Annotated in this window: 13 protein-coding genes; 5 read left to right on the forward strand and 8 right to left on the reverse strand. The window is 71.2% G+C overall.

Going from position 1 to position 13,709, the window contains the following annotated elements; translation table 11 throughout:
- Nucleotides 1-11: 11 nt before the first annotated feature.
- Nucleotides 12-941, forward strand: a complete 930-nt coding sequence (locus VIW71_RS20295; RefSeq protein ID WP_331623825.1) for a hypothetical protein — start codon at nt 12-14, stop codon at nt 939-941.
- A gap of 35 nt (nt 942-976) precedes the next feature.
- Here the strand turns inward: VIW71_RS20295 and VIW71_RS20300 are convergent, their stop codons facing one another.
- Complete coding sequence (locus tag VIW71_RS20300) at nt 977-2,539, reverse strand: FAD-binding oxidoreductase (RefSeq protein WP_331623842.1); 1,563 nt, start codon at nt 2,537-2,539, stop codon at nt 977-979.
- Between the two features lie 703 nt (nt 2,540-3,242).
- Between VIW71_RS20300 and VIW71_RS20305 the strand changes: the two genes are divergently transcribed.
- Nucleotides 3,243-4,214, forward strand: coding sequence for a hypothetical protein (locus VIW71_RS20305; protein WP_331623827.1), 972 nt, complete (start codon nt 3,243-3,245; stop codon nt 4,212-4,214).
- Nucleotides 4,215-4,393: 179 nt separating this feature from the next.
- Nucleotides 4,394-4,561, forward strand: coding sequence for a hypothetical protein (locus VIW71_RS20310; protein ID WP_331623828.1), 168 nt, complete (start codon nt 4,394-4,396; stop codon nt 4,559-4,561).
- Between the two features lie 61 nt (nt 4,562-4,622).
- Here VIW71_RS20310 and VIW71_RS20315 read toward each other — a convergent pair whose 3' ends face one another.
- Complete coding sequence (locus tag VIW71_RS20315) at nt 4,623-4,949, reverse strand: metal-sensitive transcriptional regulator (protein ID WP_331623829.1); 327 nt, start codon at nt 4,947-4,949, stop codon at nt 4,623-4,625.
- 277 nt (nt 4,950-5,226) lie between these two features.
- Between VIW71_RS20315 and VIW71_RS20320 the strand changes: the two genes are divergently transcribed.
- Nucleotides 5,227-5,847 carry a DUF47 domain-containing protein gene (locus tag VIW71_RS20320; RefSeq protein ID WP_331623830.1) on the forward strand — a complete coding sequence of 207 codons (621 nt, stop codon included), beginning with the start codon at nt 5,227-5,229 and terminating at the stop codon, nt 5,845-5,847.
- A 6-nt stretch (nt 5,848-5,853) separates the two neighbouring features.
- Entirely contained in the window at nt 5,854-6,849 is a 996-nt protein-coding gene (locus tag VIW71_RS20325) for an inorganic phosphate transporter (RefSeq protein ID WP_331623831.1), read from the forward strand.
- Between the two features lie 204 nt (nt 6,850-7,053).
- On the opposite strand, the gene pstB is transcribed toward VIW71_RS20325, so the two are convergent.
- From pstB to VIW71_RS20355, 6 genes are all read right to left on the reverse strand, one after another.
- Nucleotides 7,054-7,830: a phosphate ABC transporter ATP-binding protein PstB gene (gene pstB / locus VIW71_RS20330; RefSeq protein ID WP_331623832.1), complete on the reverse strand. Its 777-nt coding sequence runs from the start codon at nt 7,828-7,830 to the stop codon at nt 7,054-7,056.
- Nucleotides 7,831-7,899: 69 nt separating this feature from the next.
- Nucleotides 7,900-8,976 carry a phosphate ABC transporter permease PstA gene (gene pstA / locus VIW71_RS20335; RefSeq protein ID WP_331623833.1) on the reverse strand — a complete coding sequence of 359 codons (1,077 nt, stop codon included), beginning with the start codon at nt 8,974-8,976 and terminating at the stop codon, nt 7,900-7,902.
- 73 nt (nt 8,977-9,049) lie between these two features.
- Entirely contained in the window at nt 9,050-10,030 is a 981-nt protein-coding gene (pstC, locus tag VIW71_RS20340) for a phosphate ABC transporter permease subunit PstC (RefSeq protein ID WP_331623835.1), read from the reverse strand.
- A gap of 138 nt (nt 10,031-10,168) precedes the next feature.
- The gene (gene pstS, locus VIW71_RS20345) at nt 10,169-11,317 is read right to left on the reverse strand and encodes a phosphate ABC transporter substrate-binding protein PstS (RefSeq protein ID WP_331623836.1); all 1,149 of its coding nucleotides are present in this window, start codon (nt 11,315-11,317) and stop codon (nt 10,169-10,171) included.
- A 350-nt stretch (nt 11,318-11,667) separates the two neighbouring features.
- The gene (locus VIW71_RS20350; protein ID WP_331623837.1) at nt 11,668-12,099 is read right to left on the reverse strand and encodes an NUDIX hydrolase; all 432 of its coding nucleotides are present in this window, start codon (nt 12,097-12,099) and stop codon (nt 11,668-11,670) included.
- A 7-nt stretch (nt 12,100-12,106) separates the two neighbouring features.
- The gene (locus VIW71_RS20355) at nt 12,107-13,174 is read right to left on the reverse strand and encodes a CHAD domain-containing protein (RefSeq protein WP_331623839.1); all 1,068 of its coding nucleotides are present in this window, start codon (nt 13,172-13,174) and stop codon (nt 12,107-12,109) included.
- Nucleotides 13,175-13,709 lie beyond the last annotated feature (535 nt).

Genomic DNA, 13,709 nt, shown 5'->3' on the forward strand with positions numbered 1-13,709 from the left:
CGGGTGTCACCGTGGCTTCTGCCGGGACCGGAAAGAACAACAGCGGTTCCGGTACAGCGAATGCCGACGGTGACGGCACCGCCTACCACGTACGGGTCACCTACACCGAGCGCGGGACCGGGGAGGGGGACGGTGCGACGCCCGTGAGGTCGTCGAGTGTGGATTTCGTACCGCCGGTGTGCTGGTACAAGAGCTTTACCCCGGAGGAATTCAAGAGGGAGATCGACCGGCGGTACACCGCGGCGGGACAGAGCGGGGCCGGGACGGTGTACAACTTCTACAACCAGATCCAGTCCCAGATGAACGAGATCAAGTACCACCAGGGGGACGACGGTAGTTGGTGGGTGCTGACGTATGACGACAGTCAGTTGGAGAAGTCCAACCCGCCGGTCTGCCCGTACGACATCGGCTGGATGTGGCAGGGGGCCGGGGATCCGGCGCCGCCGCTGGTGATTTCCCCCGAGGTGCTGGCGCGGGCCGCGTACGGGCAGATGAGGTTGCCGACCAGAGGCGTGACGCTCAGTCCGGTGGCGGGGAATCAGAAGGTCAACCTGTCGACGTACGTGAGCTTCCGGCGGGCCCTCACGCCGGTTTCGGTCACCGCGCAGCTCGATGCGCTGGCCGCGACCGTGGTGGCGGTGCCGCAGAGCCTGCATGTGGACGCCGGGACGTCATATGCGAGTCCGCAGACGTGTGACTACACGTTCACCGATTCCGGTGGTGGCTATGCGGTGGACAGTGCCGGTGCGGACTGCAACATCACCTATCGGAGGGCGACCGCCGCCGGTGGTACGTATCCGCTGACGGCGGAGATCACCTGGCGCGTGACGTGGACGGCCACAGCGACGCCCCAGCCGGGCGTCGGCCAGACATTGCCCACCGGGTACTCCGACTTCGATCAGCCCGTCACCGTGCAGGAGATCCAGGCCGTCAACCGGTGAGCAGGGATCGAGGGGGCGAGGGGCCCGGGCGGGGGTCAGAGGGCTTGGGGGAAGGTGAAGAGGCGGTGGGGGTCGAGGTGGGTTTTGAGGGCGGTGAGGCGGGGGGCGTTGGGGCCGTAGTAGGCGGTACGCCAGGTGGGGAGAGTGGGGTCGGTGTAGTTCTGGTAGGCCGCGCCGGAGGCGTGGCGGCGGAGGGCGGCGTGGGTGGTGGCGAGCCAGGGCGTGGTGGAGAGGCCGTGTGAGGCGAGGTACTGGGCGAGGAAGCGGGACCCGCGGTGGGGGAAGGCCGTGGCGGTGGGGGAGAGGCGGTTGACGGCGCCGCCGAGGGCGGTGAAAGCGATGCTCCCGGCGCCGGAGCCGGACTGGGCGGTGAGGCGCTCGACCTGGGCGAGGAGGGTGTCGATGCCGGCCGCGGACAGGTCGCTGTCGTAGAAGTCGGAGCGCGCGGTGTACGTTTCGCGGCCCAGCCGGCCGCGCGGAGCGAGGTGGCACTGGGCGTCGGCCAGGCCCGCGCAGCCCGCGTAGGCGAACATCGCGTCGAGGTAGGTCCGGGAGCGCAGGGAGACCGTGGCGGCGGGGGCGCCGACGGAGGCGGCGAGCCGGTCGGCGGCTGCGGCCAGCTCGGAGCGGGAGCCGGTGGAGAGCAGCGGGACCGCGACCTTGGGTGAGCCGCCGGACGCGCAGTCCAGGTGGAGCGTGGACCAGATGGCGTCGGGTTGGTCGGGACCCCACCGCTGCCAGGCGCGCACCACGGCGGCGGCCCGCGACCAGGGCCAGGTCAGGTAGCCGGTGACGACCGAGGCGGGCATCGGGTGGGTGGCGAAGGTGAGCGACGTGACGACGCCGAAGTTGCCGTTGCCCGCGCCCCGCAGCGCCCAGAAGATCTCGGCTTCGGCGTCCGCGGACACCTCGTGCGTCGTGCCGTCCGCCGTGATCAGTGTGGCACCGATCAGGTTGTCGCTGGTCAGGCCCATGGAACGGCTCATCACCCCGTGCCCGCCGCCCAGCGTGAGGCCGGAGATGCCGACCGACGGGCAGGAGCCGCCCGGGATCGTACGGCCCTGCTGCCCGAGCGTGGCGTAGACGTCGATCAGCTTGGCGCCCGCGCCGATCGTGGCCGTGGTGCCGTCCAGACGGATGGTGTCGAGCCGGGAGACGTCGATGATCAGCCGACCGTCGCCGCTGGACCAGCCCGCGTACGAGTGGCCGCCGCTGCGGATGGCGGGCGGGGTGCCGGTGCGGCGGGCGAAGTCCAGGCAGGCGCGGATGTCGGCGGCGCCGGTGACGTACGCGATGGCGGCCGGACGCAGGTCGTCGAAGCGGGTGTTGTAGAGGCGGCGGTCGGTGGCGTACGCGGGGTCCTGTGGGCGTACCAGGTCGCCGTCGAGGCTCCGGGCGAGGGCCGGCCAATCGGCCTTGACGACGGGTGGGGTGGTGGGGGGCCGCGGCGCGGTGGTCGTCGTCGGGGGCGCGGGAGGGGTGGGAAGAGGTGCCTTCGCGTCGGTGCTGCCGGCGCTTCGGGTGCATCCGGCGAGCCACGCCGCCGCCAGTACGCCGCCGCCGGCCCGCAGCGCCGTACGCCGCGTCGTCCGATCCATCCGCTTCACCGCCGAGTCCGAGAGGCAGGTGTCCGCGGTCACCCGCGCACCTTCGGTAACCGAGACGTTGAGGTGGACCCTCCGGTTGCCGCGCGGGCGTACGCCGGGCTCGCTCGGGCAACAAGGGGGGCGCGCTCGGGAAAGGGCGGCGCAGGGATGGGGACGTGTTCGGGTGAAGGGCGGGGAGGCCCGGTGGGGCCTGCGTGTTGGGTGCACGGCGGGGGGCGGCGGTGCGGGTGTCCGCCGGTTTCCGGGAGGACGGCGCGCGGTCGGAGGGTGCACGCCGGCGCCCGCGCCCCCCCCCGGGCCCCACGCCCCCCGGGCCCCACATCCGCCCGGCCCCGTGAACCCCCGCGTTCAGCCGCCCGTGTGTTCCGCCGCGTCCCGCCGCGCCCGGTCCCTGGCCCGCCGTGCCGGACCGCTCCACCCGCACGAGCACCGCGCGACGGCGAAGGACCCGCGCTCGGTCACGCAGGTGTGGTGGTGCTCCCGGGACGGCTCCCGGGTGTGTTCGCCGGGTTGCGCGCCGACGCGTTCGCCCGGCCGCGTGCCGGTCGGCGTATCCGGCCGCCCGCCCCCCGGCACCACTTCATCACGGACACGAAGCACGACACCACGGTAACGGGCGTGACGGCGTGCTCAAGACCGTCGTTATCCGGGCTGAGGGCCCCAACCGGTACAGCGGTACAGGGATGGATGAGTGATGGTGGCAGCGGTGTCCACGGGGGTGCGGGCGATGGCGGTGCGGCGAGAGTGGCGGCGACGCGACCGTACGGGCAGTCGCGCGCACACGGTGAGCGTGGCGGGCTCCCCGACGACCGTCGTCACCCGGACGACGACCCCCGCCCGGACCACCGCAGCCGCCTTCCTGTGCGCTGCCGCTGCCCTCACCGGCTGCGGCGGCCAGGCCGCCGGCACCGCGGCAGACTCCCGGGGCGGCGCCGAGGCGCGAACGGTGAGCACAGCCGCCGACACCCTGGTGCGGGCGGGCACTTCACGGGTGACCACCTCGATGCGGATGGCCAGCGGCGGCACCTGGCTGACCATCACCGGCAGCGGCGGCTTCGACTACGCCAGGCGGCGCGGCCGGCTGACGCTGGTGCTGCCCCCCGACGCGACCGGCGCGGCCGTGCACAAGCCGATCACCGAACTGCTCACGCCGGACGCCCTCTACATGAAGGACCGGGGCGAGGGCGTCCCCCCGGGCAAGTGGGTACGGGTGGACACCACCCGCCTCCCGGACGGCAACCTGGTGACCGGCGGCGCCACCGAACCGCTCGCCGCGGCCGAACTCCTGCGCGGCGCCGAGCACGTCACGCTGCTCGGCCCGGAGACCCTGGCGGACGGCACCAGGACGCGGCACTACCGGGGCGTCGCGGACATCGCCCGCGCCGCCCACGCGATGCAGCCCGCGGCCCGCGGCCCCCTGGAGGCGGCGGCGCGGGGCTTCACGGTGACCCGCGTGCCCTTCGACGCCTGGCTCGACGGCCAGGGACGACTGAGACAGGTGAGCCAGCGGTTCACCTTCAGCTCGGGCGGGACGGCGAAGGGCGCGGGCCGGAATGTGACGGTGGTCTCTACCACCCGTTTCGACGGTTTTGGCGCTCCGGTTCCGGTGACCCTGCCCCGACCTGCGGACATCTGGACCGGAGAGATCGTTTCTGCGCAACCATGACAAGGCACCGCCCAGTGGGGCGACGTTAAATGGTCCTTCCGTGCCATGTGCCGGGCACGTACGCTCCCTACGCTTGATGACGGCCGTCGCGGGCGTACGGGGGTTGCGACGCCGCCATTCGTGGGACGCGTTCTTGGACGCGTCCGGGACGCATTCCTGGACGAGGAGGTGGTGCGCGTATGGCGCCGTCGCCCGGAACTTCGGTGCAGGACGATCCGGTGGCTCTCGCCGAGATCGACCTGTGCGGTGAGCTGATGATCGCCGCGTCCGCCGCCGACGAGGACAGGCTCAGCTTCGCCCGCATCGACGAGGTCCTGGAGGTCGCCCGCAGCAGGGCGGCAAGCTGAGGGCGAGCGCGCTGGGGCCGAGTGGGCTGGGGGTTCGCCGCCACGGGCAGAGCCCACGGCCCTACGTCCGCAGCAGTCGCGCTATCGCCGCCGTCGCCTCCGCGACCTTCTCGTCGACCTCCGGGCCCCCGCCGACCGCCGCCGCGGCCACGCAGTGCCGCAGGTGCTCCTCCAGCAGTTGCAGGGCGAAGGACTGCAGGCCCTTCGTGCTGGCCGAGACCTGCGTGAGGATGTCGATGCAGTAGACGTCCTCCTCGACCATCCGCTGCAGGCCGCGGATCTGCCCCTCGATCCTCCGCAGCCGCTTCAGGTGGGACTCCTTGTCATGGCTGTAGCCATGCGGCCCCTGCGGCTTCACCATTTCCTCCGCGGCGCTCTCCGTGGTCATCCCGCCTGCCCGCCCTTCTGACCCGTTATACCCCCGATGGGTATACCTTACTGAATCGATACTGTGTGCGTAGCATCCCCCGTGCGGGTGGCTTGTGCCGATGGGCGACACTGGGTGACACCGGTTAGCCGCGACCGGACGATGCGCCTAGCATCAACGAGACCCGACGCCGAGCACTTCCCGCCACCGATCACGCCCCCGTTCGCGACCCGCTCAAGCCCTCGCCCCTGCCCCGATCACCAACGAGACCGAAACCGATGCATCCCGAGGACCTCACGTGCGCTTTCGTCTGACCCCAAGGGAGACGAGCTTCTACGACATGTTCGCCGCGTCCGCGGACAACATCGTCACCGGATCCAAGCTCCTGATGGAACTGCTCGGGGCCGACGCGGCCGGCCGCACCGAGATCGCCGAGCGGATGCGAGCGGCGGAGCACGCGGGGGACGACGCGACGCACGCGATCTTCCACCAGCTCAACTCCTCCTTCATCACGCCGTTCGACCGTGAGGACATCTACACCCTGGCCGGCTCGCTCGACGACATCATGGACTACATGGAGGAGGCCGTTGACCTGGTCGTCCTCTACAACGTCGAGGAACTGCCCAAGGGCGTGGAGCAGCAGATCGAGGTACTGGCGCGGGCCGCGGAACTGACCGCGGAGGCGATGCCCAACCTGCGCACGATGTCCAACCTGACCGAATACTGGATCGAGGTCAACCGGCTGGAGAACCAGGCCGACCAGATCCACCGCAAGCTGCTCGCCCACCTGTTCAACGGCAGGTACGACGCCATCGAGGTACTCAAGCTCAAGCAGATCGTGGATGTCCTGGAAGAGGCGGCGGACGCCTTCGAGCACGTCGCGAACACCGTGGAGACCATAGCGGTCAAGGAGTCCTGAACCCACGTGGACACCTTCGCACTGGTCGTGACCATCCTCGTCGCGCTCTTCTTCACGTACACCAACGGCTTCCACGACTCGGCGAACGCGATCGCCACCTCGGTCTCCACCCGGGCGCTCACGCCCAAGGCGGCGCTGGTGATGGCGGCCGTGATGAACCTGCTCGGCGCCTTCCTCGGGCAGGGGGTCGCCGAGACCGTCAGCAAGGGCCTGATCGCGACACCCGAGGGCCGGGCCGGCATGGGCGTCCTGTTCGCGGCGCTGGCCGGCGCGGTCGTGTGGAACGTGGTGACCTGGTATTTCGGGCTGCCGTCGAGTTCCACGCACGCGCTCTTCGGCGGCCTGGTCGGCGCCGCGCTGGCCGGCGGTACGACGGTGCACTGGTCGGGCGTGGTGGAGAAGGTCATCGTCCCGATGTTCGTCTCGCCGGCCGTCGGTCTCGTCGTCGGCTACGCGCTCATGCTCGGCATCCTGTGGTTCTTCCGGCGTGCCAACCCGAACAGGGCGAAGCGCGGTTTCCGGATAGCGCAGACCATCTCGGCGGCGGGGATGGCGCTGGGGCACGGCCTCCAGGACGCGCAGAAGACGATGGGCGTGGTGGTGCTGGCGCTGGTCATCCACGATCCGGGCCGGGGCTACGGCATCCCGATCTGGGTCAAGTTCGTGTGCGCGGCGATGATGTCGCTCGGCACGTACGCGGGCGGCTGGCGGATCATGCGGACACTGGGGCGCCGCATCATCGATCTGGACCCGCCGCAGGGATTCGCCGCGGAGACGACCTCCGCGGGAATCCTCTACGCGACCTCGTACCTCTTCCAGGCGCCGGTCTCCACCACGCACGTCATCACCTCGGCCATCATGGGCGTCGGCGCGACGAGGCGGCTCAAGGCGGTGCGGTGGGGGGTCGCCAAGAACATCGTGGCCGGGTGGTTCATCACCATGCCCGCCGCGGCGCTGGTCGCCGCCGGGTGCTACTACGTGGTGCGGTTCGCGTTCGGCTGACCACCGGTGACCGCAGGGCCGCCAGGGCCCCGCGGGTGCCGGTGACCGCAGGCGCCTCCGCCCGCGGCGAAGTGACCCCGGGCGGCAGAAGTGATCCCGGGCAGCAGAGGAACAGGCCCCGCCCCCCTTCCGGGAGACGGGGCCTGCCTGCCCTGCGGTGGCACCGCCATGCAGCACCGCACGGCCGTCTGGATGACCGGAAACTCAGCCGAAGCGCCCCGAGATGTAGTCCTCGGTGGCCTGGACGGACGGGTTGGAGAAGATCCGCTCGGTCTCGTCGATCTCGATCAGCCTGCCGGGCTGTCCGACCGCCGACAGGTTGAAGAAGGCGGTACGGTCCGACACGCGCGCGGCCTGCTGCATGTTGTGGGTGACGATCACGATGGTGTAGCGGGTCTTCAACTCACTGATCAGGTCCTCGATGGCGAGGGTGGAGATCGGGTCGAGCGCCGAGCACGGCTCGTCCATCAGCAGCACCTCCGGCTCGACCGCGATGGCGCGGGCGATGCACAGTCGCTGCTGCTGGCCGCCGGACAGGCCGGAACCGGGCTTGTTCAGGCGGTCCTTGACCTCGTTCCAGAGGTTGGCGCCCTGGAGGGACTTCTCCACGACGGCGTCGAGGTCGCTCTTCTTCCGCACCCCGTTGAGCTTGAGGCCGGCCGCCACGTTGTCGTAGATCGACATGGTGGGGAAGGGGTTGGGCCGCTGGAAGACCATGCCGATGGTGCGGCGGACCGTCACCGGGTCGACCGAGGAGCCGTACAGGTTCTCGTCGTCCAGCAGCACCTTGCCCTCGACGCGGGCGCCGGGGACGACCTCGTGCATACGGTTCAGGGTGCGCAGGAAGGTGGACTTGCCGCAGCCGGACGGGCCGATGAAGGCGGTCACGGAGCGCGGCTCGACGGTCATCGAGATGTCGTCGATCGCCTTGAAGTTGCCGTAGAAGGCGGAGAGGCCGCTGACGTCGATTCGCTTGGCCATGGGATCACTTCTCTTCTGCTGATGGTCTGCGGATGGCCGCGTCGGCGGCCGGACACGCGGCGAGGCCGCTCATCGGTGCTTCGGCGCCTTCCAGCGGGCGATGCCGCGGGCCACCAGGTTCAGGATCATCACGAAGGCGATCAGGACGAGCGCCGCCGACCAGGCACGGTCGTAGCTGGGCTCGTTGCCGTTGCCGTACTGCTGGAAGATGTAGAACGGCAGCGACGACTGCGGGCCGTTGAACGGGTCCGTGTTGATCAGGTTGTTGCCGAACACCAGCAGGGCGATCGGGGCGCTCTCGCCAGCGATGCGGGCGACGGCCAGCATGACACCGGTACTGATACCGCCGAGCGCGGTGGGGATGACCACCTTCGTGATGGTGCGCCACTTCGGGATGCCGAGGGCGAAAGAGGCCTCGCGCAGCTCGTTCGGCACGAGCTTGAGCATCTCCTCGGTGGAGCGGACCACGACCGGGAGCATCAGGATCGTCAGGGCCAGCGAGCCGGCGAAGCCGGAGGCCGGGGCGGTGCCGACCACCACGAACCAGACGGACAGGATGAACAGACCGGCCACGATCGAGGGCACACCGGTCATCACGTCCACGAAGAACGTGACCCACTTGGCGAGCCGGCCGGTGCCGTACTCGACCAGGTAGACCGCGGTGAGGATGCCCATCGGGGCGGCGATCGCGGTGGCGATGCCGACCTGTTCCAGGGTGCCGACGATGGCGTGGTAGACGCCGCCGCCGGGCTGGATGGTCAGCACGTTGTTCATCGAGTGGGTCAGGAAGGTGCCGTCCAGCACCTTCGCGCCCTTGCTGATCGTCGTCTGGACCAGCGAGTAGAGGGGGACGACGGCGAGCACGAAGCTGGACCAGACGAGGCTGGTGGCCACGCGGTCCTTGGCCTGGCGGCGGCCCTCGACCCGGGCGGTGACCAGGTAGGAGCCGGCCACGAAGAAGATCAGGGAGATCAGGCCCCACTGGATGCGGCTGCTCAGGCCCGCGCCGGCCCCGATGCCGCAGCCGATGGCGAGCGCGCCGGCCGCGATGGTCAGCGGGGACCAGCGGGGCAGTCGGCGCGAGGCCAGCCGCCGGGCGGCGGGGGCGTTGGCGGTGGGCTTGGCGTCCGTGACGGCGTGGCTCATGCCGACCCCTCGCAGAACTCCGGGCAGGCTTCGCCGCCTGCGTACCTGTTGACGGTGGTCTCACCGCGCTCGTTCACGCGTTGGCCCCCGAGTACTCCTTGCGGCGGGCGATGATCAGCCGGGCCGCGCCGTTGACCAGCAGGGTGATGACGAACAGGACGAGGCCGGAGGCGATCAGCGCGTCCCGGCCGAACTCGTCGGCCTCACCGAACTTGGCGACGATGTTCTGCGAGAAGGTGCCGCCCACCGGGTCCAGGATGTGCGCGGAGAGGGTCGGTGAGGCGGACAGCACGGTGGCCACCGCCATGGTCTCGCCGAGCGCGCGGCCCAGGCCCAGCATGGAGGCGCTGATGATGCCGGAGCGGGCGAACGGCAGTACCGACAGGCGGATGACCTCCCAGCGGGTGGCGCCGAGCGCCAGCGCCGCCTCCTCGTGCATCTTCGGCACCTGGTTGATCACTTCCCGGCTGACGTTGGTGATGATCGGCAGGATCATGATCGCCAGCAGGATGCCCACGGTGAACAGCGAGCGGGCCGCCGAGTTGGGGTCGCCCTTGTGGAAGATGATCGTCCAGCTGAAGTAGTCGTCCAGCCAGAGGTTCAGACCGCGCAGGTGCGGCACGAGGAAGAGCGCGCCCCACAGGCCGTAGACGATGCTGGGCACCGCGGCGAGCAGGTCGATCACGTACGCGATCGGGCCGCCGAGCCGGCGCGGCGCGTAGTGGGTGATGAACAGCGCGATGCCGATGGCGATCGGGACGGCGATGGCCATCGCGATGATCGAGCTGACCACGGTCCCGTAGGCGAGGACCGCGATGCCGAAGACCGGCGGGTTCAGGCTCGGGGTCCACTCGAAGGTGGTGAGGAAGTTGCCGTGGTCCTTGGAGATGGCGCTGGCCGCGCGGACTGTCAGGAAGACGGCGATGGCGGCCATCACGACCAGCAGCAGGATGCCGGAGCCGCGGGACAGACCGGCGAAGATCCGGTCCCCGGGGCGGGTCACGGCCGTCGGCTTGTCCGGCGGTGCGGTGGGGGATGGTGCGGTGGTTGTCATCGGATTCTCCGGTCTGGTTGGGGGAGTGCGGCTCCCCCGGCGGCGGTGCACCGGAAACTCGGCGGATCCCGCGGCGTCGGCCGTGGTCGCGACGGTTGCCGTGATGTCGGCGGTCGGCCGCGGGACCCGCCGGGTGGGTCAGGACAGGGCGGAGACGGTGGAACGGACCTTCGTGGCGATCTCGGCCGGCAGCGGCGCGTAGCCGGCACCCGCCAGCTTGCTCTGGCCGTTCTCGCTGGCGATGTAGCTCAGGAAGGACTTGGTCAGCGGCAGGGTGCTCGCCTTGTTGCCCTTGTCGCAGGCGATCTCGTAGGTCACCAGGACGATCGGGTAGGCGTTGTCGGCCGTGGTCGTGTACGCCTTGCTGAGATCCAGCTTCAGGTCGGAGCCGGTGCCGACGATCTGCGCCTGGGCGATGCCGGCGGAGGCGTTGGCGGGGGTGGCCTCGACGGGCTGGGAGGCGCCGGTGGCGATCTTGACCGTCTTGATGTCGCTCGCGGTCGCGTAGGACAGCTCGAAGTAGCCGATGGAGCCCTCGGTCTGCTTGACCAGGCCCGCGACACCGGCGGACTTCGCCGCGGCCTGGCCGCCCTTGCCGGCCCACGCCTTGGCGTGCTCGTACGGCCAGTCGGCCGCGGCGGCGCCGTTGAAGTACTTGGTCAGATTGTCGGTGGTGCCCGAGTCGTCCTGGCGGTGCACCGACTGGATCTTGGTGCTGGGCAGGCTGGCGCCCGGGTTGAGCTTCTTGATCGCGGCGTCGTCCCAGGCGGTGATCTTCGAGTTGAAGATCTTCGCCAGGGTCGGGGCGTCCAGCACGAGGCCGTCCACGCCGGGCAGGTTGTAGCCGATGGCGATCGGGCCGCCGACCATCGGGATGTCGATGCCCTGGCCGCCGGCGCAGACCTTCTTCGACGCGGTGACCTCTTCGGGCTTCAACGGGGAGTCGGAGCCGGCGAAGGCGTCGGTGCCCTGGGTGAAGTCGATGATGCCCTCGCCGGAGGAGGACGCCTTGTAGTTGATCGTCGCGCCGGGGCAGGCCTGCTGGTAGTCGCGGACCCAGGCCTCGATCGCGTTCTGCTGCGCCGAGGAGCCGGAGGCCAGGATCTGGCCCTTCTCGCAGGAGATGCCGGACGCGTCGGAGCCGGTGCTGCTGGGCTTGGCGCTGTCGCTGGGGGTGGAGCCGGCGCCGTTGTCGTCCGACCCGCAGGCGGTCAGGACCAGCGCGCCGGTAATCGCGACCGCGCCGACGGTCAGGGCCCGGAGCCCGCTCTTCCGCTGAAGCTTCACCTTCGTGTGTTCCTTCCGAGAGCCCGCCGGTGGGACGGCGAAGCAAGAGGTTGAGTTGTCCTGCATCCACCCGGCGACAGGGCGCTCACCGGTACGGCCGAACGTAGGCAGACCAGGTGAAGCGGCCGACGGGGCTGGGTGAACGCGGGGTGAACCTCATCTATCAGGGTGGTGGCGGGCCGCCCGGCAATGACGCTGTGCGTCGCACGAGTGACACGCGGGATTCACATAAATGCGAGGATTACGATGAAATAACGGTCTCAAACGGGCGCAGTCCCGCGTCCGCGCGGCGCGTCGTCGCGACCGGGTGTACGGGCCCGGGCGCCCGGTCGTACCCAGGCGTGTACGGGTCAGCGCCCGAGCGCCCGCAGCAGCGCGTCCACCAGCGGGCGGTCGCGGTCGTGGGTCAGGCGGTGGCGGGCGGCGGCCGGGGGCAGCCAGATCATCCGGTCGACCTCGTGGCTGGGCTCGAACGAGCCGCTGTCCGCCTCCGCCGCCCAGTAGCGGACCTCCTTGGGGCGGCCCTCCACCAGGTAGTACGAGGAGGGCAGCGGCGCGCCCAGCGCACAGTCCATCCCGGTCTCCTCGCGGGTCTCGCGCACCGCGGCCTGCGCGAACTCCTCGCCGCGCTTCAACTTCCCCTTCGGCAGGCTCCAGTCGTCGTAGCGCGGCCGGTGGACGAGGGCGATCTCGATGCCGTCCGCGTACGAGGAGGGGCGCCACAGCACCGTGCCCGCCGCGCGGACGGTCCCCGCCTCCCCGTTGCTGCCGGGCTGCGTCATGCCACGGTCACTCCTCGCGCGTTCCGGGGCCGGGTACCGTGCCTGCCGCGTGGGGCTGCCACAGCCGGGAGAAGGCGAACCGCGCGGCCTCGACGTCGTGCCGCTGATCGGCGTGGAGGACGCCCAGCGCGTACGCGGTGGCCGGCGCGATGCGCGGCGTCCGGGCCGCGGACGCCGCGGCGGCGGCCGCCTCGGCGGCCTCGCGGTGCCGTTGGAGCAGGACGGCGGCCTCGGCCAGCCGCCGGGCCCGGGGCTCGTCGGCCACGGCGCCGGGCACCTCGGCGGCGTACCGGCTCAGCCGCAGCAGAATCCGTACCTGGTGCCAGGGCGTGTCCTGCAGGTCCGCGGTCAGTTCCGGGCCGAGCGCGGCCTGCACGGCCTCGGCATTGTACGGGTGCGCCGCCCGGTGCAGCGGCAGCGCGGCGGTGGCCTCGGCGAGCCGCCGATACGCCTGCCCGGCCAGCGGCGGCAGGACGGCCTCGGCCGGCTCCTGCGCCTCGGCCGTCAGCGGCACCTCAGAGGCCAGCACGGCGATGGCGTCCGCCAGCCCGTGGAACCGGGACGAGCCCAGCGCTTGCAGCGCCGCGGAGTGCGCGCGGGTACGGGCCAGGGTGAGCTGCCGCTCCAGCAGCGCGGCGGCCCGCGCCGCCCCCAGCGCGAGGGCGGGCGGCGCGGTGCGCAGGGAGCCCTCAGCCGGCTGCGCCGTCACGGGTACTACGGCCTCGGCCGCCCCCGTCGCCGACAGCCGCCGCAACGCCTCCGACAGCCTCTCCAGCCGCCCCGCGTACTGCGCTTCCCGTCCCAGCGTCGCCGACAGCCACCCCAACTCCACCCCCAGCCCGTGCGCCCACCCCGCGTCCACCAGCGCGCTGTAGGTGTGTGCGACCCCGCCGATGCGCCGCGCACTGCCCCTGAGCAGTTCGTCCGCCGCCGCGTCGTCCTCCCCGCGCAGGCTCAGCCCCCGCAGAAACGCGATCGCCTGCCCCCGCAGGTACTCCCCGAGCAGCTCCCCGGCGGGCACGCCCCGCGGTGGGGTGGAGCCGTTACTCCTGGCCATGGGGTCGCCGTCCGGCATGGAGGGAGCGGATGGTGTGGACGGGGCGGATGCCGCCGCCCGCCGGGCGCGCGAGGTCTGGTTCGCCTCCGCGGGCGCGCCGTCCGCGGAGGATGTTCGTGCCTTGCCGCCGGCCACTGCGCTGCTCCCCGTGTACCCGTGCGCCGCGCGGTCCTCGCGCGACGGCTCCGTGCTCGTCGCCCCCGTGGCCGACCGGCCGGCCCCCGCGCGGGGCCGGCCCTCCCGGGTTTTCGGTCGGTCTTCCTGCTCGCTCCTTGTGCGGGTGGCCTCGTTCCTCGGCCGCCTGCTCCGGGAGTTCGGGCGTCAGCCCTGTGGCGTTTTCGGTCGGTCTTCCTACTCGCTCCTTGTGCGGGTGGCCTCGTTCCTCGGCCGCCCACTCCAGGAGCTCGGGCGACAGCCCGACCTCCGGCCCGGGGCGTGGTGCCCCGGTGGCCGGCGGCAGTCGGTTCTCAGGTTGCTGCTGCTGGGCCACGCCGGCGCCTCCGGGCGTCGATGAGCATCTCCTGGACGTTGGCCAGCGGGCGACCGTCGGGGT

Origin of the sequence: Streptomyces sp. (assembly GCF_036524955.1) — a bacterium.
In the GTDB taxonomy this organism is placed as follows: Bacteria; Actinomycetota; Actinomycetes; order Streptomycetales; family Streptomycetaceae; genus Actinacidiphila.

What these genes read in the sequence shown, in the direction of transcription:
- VIW71_RS20300 (WP_331623842.1), bottom strand. Translation starts at nt 2,539, where the DNA reads ATGGATCGGACGACGCGGCGTACGGCGCTGCGGGCCGGCGGCGGCGTA.
- VIW71_RS20305 (WP_331623827.1), top strand. Translation starts at nt 3,243, where the DNA reads ATGGTGGCAGCGGTGTCCACGGGGGTGCGGGCGATGGCGGTGCGGCGA.
- VIW71_RS20310 (WP_331623828.1), top strand. Translation starts at nt 4,394, where the DNA reads ATGGCGCCGTCGCCCGGAACTTCGGTGCAGGACGATCCGGTGGCTCTC.
- VIW71_RS20315 (WP_331623829.1), bottom strand. Translation starts at nt 4,949, where the DNA reads ATGACCACGGAGAGCGCCGCGGAGGAAATGGTGAAGCCGCAGGGGCCG.
- pstB (WP_331623832.1), bottom strand. Translation starts at nt 7,830, where the DNA reads ATGGCCAAGCGAATCGACGTCAGCGGCCTCTCCGCCTTCTACGGCAAC.
- pstA (WP_331623833.1), bottom strand. Translation starts at nt 8,976, where the DNA reads ATGAGCCACGCCGTCACGGACGCCAAGCCCACCGCCAACGCCCCCGCC.
- pstC (WP_331623835.1), bottom strand. Translation starts at nt 10,030, where the DNA reads ATGACAACCACCGCACCATCCCCCACCGCACCGCCGGACAAGCCGACG.
- VIW71_RS20350 (WP_331623837.1), bottom strand. Translation starts at nt 12,099, where the DNA reads ATGACGCAGCCCGGCAGCAACGGGGAGGCGGGGACCGTCCGCGCGGCG.
- VIW71_RS20355 (WP_331623839.1), bottom strand. Translation starts at nt 13,174, where the DNA reads ATGCCGGACGGCGACCCCATGGCCAGGAGTAACGGCTCCACCCCACCG.